We start from the raw sequence: 3736 nt of genomic DNA, 5'->3' as shown, positions 1-3736 counted from the left end.
ACACGGAACTGGATCGGCTGGGAGATTTCATAGGCGCTCCCGGGAATTTCGTCCGCCGCATGCTCGATCGCCTCGATCACCTCCGATTTCGGCTTGTTGGGATCAGGCCATTCGGCGCGCGGCTTCAGCATGACGTAACCGTCGGTCTGTGCCGGCGACATCGGGTCGGTGGCGATCTCCGCCGTGCCGAGGCGGGTGAAGAACTCCTTCACTTCAGGGATTTGCAAGACCCGCTTCTCCAGCGCCTTTTGCAGGTCCAGCGATTGGGTGAGGCTGGTGCCGGGAATCCGGATCGAGGCCAGCGCGACGTCGCCTTCGTCCAGACTCGGAATGAACTCGCCGCCCATGCGCGAAGCGGCGATGCCGCTCCCAACCACGATGACCGCGGCCATGATGGCGACCGCGGCGCGATTGTCGATGGCGAAATGGAGCAGGGGCAGATAGGCGCGCTTCGCCGCGCGCATGAAAAGGTTTTCGTGCTCGGAGACCTTGCCGGTGACGAAAATGGCAACGGCCGCCGGCACGAAGGTGATGGAGAACAGCACGGCAGCGCCGAGCGCCATCAGCACGGTCAGCGCCATCGGCGTGAACATCTTCCCTTCGACACCCGTTAGCGTCAGTACCGGAAGGTAGACCACGGCGATGATGAGCGTGCCGAACAGGCTCGGCTTGATGACCTCGCTCGATCCGCGCAGGATCGCGCGCAGCCGTTCTGCCGTGGTGAGCAGCCCGCCTTTTTCGCGCTGGGCCACAGCCAGCATGCGTAGGCAGTTCTCGACGATGATCACGGCGCCGTCGACGATGATGCCGAAGTCGATCGCCCCCAGGCTCATCAGGTTGGCGCTCACTTTCGTCTCGACCATGCCCGTGATCGTCATGGCCATGGACAGGGGTATGACGCAGGCCGTGACCAGCGCGGCGCGGATGTTGCCAAGGATCAGGAACAGCACGGCGACGACCAGCGCCGCGCCTTCCAGCAGGTTGTTCCGGACTGTGCGGATGGTGGCCTCGACCAGGTCGGTGCGGTCGTAGACGGTTCGCGTCACGACGCCCTCGGGTAGCGATTTGGCGATCTCGTCGAGCCGGGCTGCGACACGGCGGGCCACCGTGCGGCTGTTCTCGCCGATCAGCAGCATGGCGGTGCCAAGCACGGTCTCCTCGCCATTGCGCGTCGCAGCGCCCGTGCGCAGATCGCGGCCCTCGGTGACAACAGCGACGTCCCTGATCCGGACGGGATTGCCGCCGCGCGAGCCGATCACGATGTCCCGGATTTCGCCGATACTGCCGACCTGGCCAGGCGAGCGCACCAGATATTGCTCGCCATTGCGCTCGATATAGCCGGCGCCGACATTGGCGTTGTTGGCGGCGAGCGCCGTCATGACGTCGCGAAAGCCGAGCCGGTAGGCCATCAGCTTGCCGGGATCCGGCAGCACGTGGAATTGCCGCTCGAAGCCGCCGATGGTGTTGACCTCGATCACGCCAGGCACGTTGCGAAGCTGCGGCCGGATGATCCAGTCCTGCACTGTGCGCAGGTCGGTCAGCGAATAGTCGTGGCCGGCTTGCGTCTTGGCGCCTGCATTGGCCTCGACGGTGTACAGGAAGATTTCACCGAGCCCGGTCGAGACCGGACCCATCGCGACCTCGACGCCGGCCGGGAGTTGGTCCTTTACCTGCTGGATGCGTTCGCCGACGAGCTGGCGGGCGAAATAGATGTCGGTGCCGTCCTTGAAGACGATCGTGACTTGGCTGAGCCCATAGCGCGACAGCGATCGTGTGTAGTCGAGCCTGGGCAGCCCGCCCATAGCCGTCTCGACCGGGAAGGTGATGCGCTGCTCGGTCTCGAGCGGCGAATAGCCGGGCGCGCGGGTGTTGATCTGGACCTGGACGTTGGTGATATCAGGGACTGCGTCGATCGGCAGGCGCTGGAAGTTCCAGATGCCGAAGGCGAGGGCGCCGAGCGCGAGTAGGAGGACCAGCCAGCGCTGATACAGCGAGACCGCGATGAGGCGCTCAATCATGTTCGGCCTCGCCCTTGCCCATCTCGGCCTTCACGACGAAGCTGTTCTCCGCGACGTAATGCTCTCCGACCGCAAGGCCAGCCTTGATCTCGACATGCCGCGGATCGGAGTCCCCAAGCTCGACCGGGCGCGCCTCGATCTTGTCGCCGTCTTCGCGCACGAACACGATGGTCTTGTTGTCCAGGGTCTGTATGGCGCTGCGGCGCACGGCCACCGCGACGTTGCGGGCCGCCAGGATCAGCCGCGCCGTCACGAACAGGCCGGGGCGCAGCCGCCCATCCGGATTTTGCAGCACCACGCGTGCCAGTGCGGTCTGGGTCTCGCTCGAGCCGATCGGGGCCATGTAGGAGATCGTGCCCTTGATCTCGCCGCGGCCGTCGTCGGGATCGATCAGCACCTCGTCATTGAGACGGACGCGCCTTAAGTCCTGTCGGTAGATCGACAGATCGACCCAGATGGTGGAGAGGTCGGCGACCACGAAGGCGGGCTTCTGCTCGGAGACGTATTCGCCGAGCGAGATCTGCCGTTCGATGATAGTCCCGGCAATGGGCGCCTTGAGCTCGTAGATTGTGAGGCTCTGGTTGCTCTCGATCGTGGCGAGCAGATCGTCCTTGCCGACCTTGTCGCCGATCCGTTTCAGGATGGATTTGGCGATGCCGGGGAAGCGCGGCGTCACCTGCACCACGGCCTCCTGGTTGGCGCGCAAGATGCCGTTGAAGGCGAGCGTGTCGGTCAGCGTCGCGCTTGCGGCCTCGGCCATCACGACGCCGGCTGCGGCGAGCTTGACATCGGAGATGCGGATGCGGTCGGCGCCGTGCTCGTCCTGCTCGACACGGTCGTTCGGTTTCTTGTGTTCGGAATGGCCGCCGCCATGCTCGGCATGCTCGGTATGCGCGATTGTGCCCGGCGCGAACAGGGAATAGCCGTAAGCCCCGAGTGCAGCGGCAAGAATAGCCAGGACGATGGTCGAGGACGTCTTCATCGTGCGCTCTCCCGCGCCAGCGTGAAGGGATTGCCGACGAGGCCCTCGATGATCGCAACGCCGGCGTGGAAATTCTGCAGCGCCTCCTGCTCGCGCAGCCGCGCCTGGGCGACGCTGGCCTGGGCATCGAGCACCTCGAGCAGGGTGAAGCGGCCCTGGCCGTAGCCTTGCGAAATCGCCTCGGACGCCTCGACCGCCTTTGGGATCGCGGTCTCGCGCAGCACCGCGAGCTCGCGCAGCGAGCCCTGAAGCGAGTCGTAGGCGCGGCCGGCAATCACGATCAACGTGTTGCGGTTGGCCTCGCGCTCGGCCCGCGTCTTGGCGAGGCTTTCCTGCGCCGAGAGGATGTTGCCCTGGTTCCGATCGAACACGGGGATCGGCACCGTGACGGTCAGGCGCGCTGCGTCGTCGCCCGTTTCGTTGAAGTGGCGCCAGCCGGCCGCAATTCGCACGTCCGGATAGGGTCGAAGCCGCGCCAGCAGCAGTTCGGCATTGCGCTGGGCATAGACCGCGGTCCAGCGCACCAATTGCGGATTCGCATCGATGGCCGCGACCACCGACTGGAAGGTCGGCGGCTTACCCATGGTGTCGAGCCGGCCGGAGACGTCGCCGAACTTCGCGAACGGATCGCCCATCAGCACTGCGAGCTCGCGCCGGGCGCTGGCCAGCGTCGCCTTGAAGCGCTCGCGGTCGGCCTTGACCAGGGCGGAGGCGACCTCGGCGCGGCCGGTTTCGG

The 3736-nt window shown here is 65.7% G+C and carries 3 protein-coding genes; all 3 read right to left on the bottom strand.

Going from position 1 to position 3736, the window contains the following annotated elements; all coding sequences use genetic code 11:
• The coding region (locus JHD07_RS35150; protein ID WP_291630541.1) for a CusA/CzcA family heavy metal efflux RND transporter at nt 1–2018 on the bottom strand (2018 nt) is incomplete at its 3' end.
• Entirely contained in the window at nt 2011–3000 is a 990-nt protein-coding gene (gene ihpB / locus JHD07_RS35145; protein ID WP_291630539.1) for a divalent metal ion exporter adaptor subunit IhpB, read from the bottom strand. The genes JHD07_RS35150 and ihpB, both read right to left, overlap by 8 nt.
• Nucleotides 2997–3736: TolC family protein (locus JHD07_RS35140; protein WP_291630536.1), on the bottom strand; the 740-nt coding region annotated here is incomplete at its 5' end. The genes JHD07_RS35140 and ihpB, both read right to left, overlap by 4 nt.

Origin of the sequence: Bradyrhizobium sp. (assembly GCF_016462955.1) — a bacterium.
GTDB lineage: Bacteria > Pseudomonadota > Alphaproteobacteria > Rhizobiales > Xanthobacteraceae > Bradyrhizobium.
This window is presented reverse-complemented; position numbering and strand designations above follow the sequence as displayed.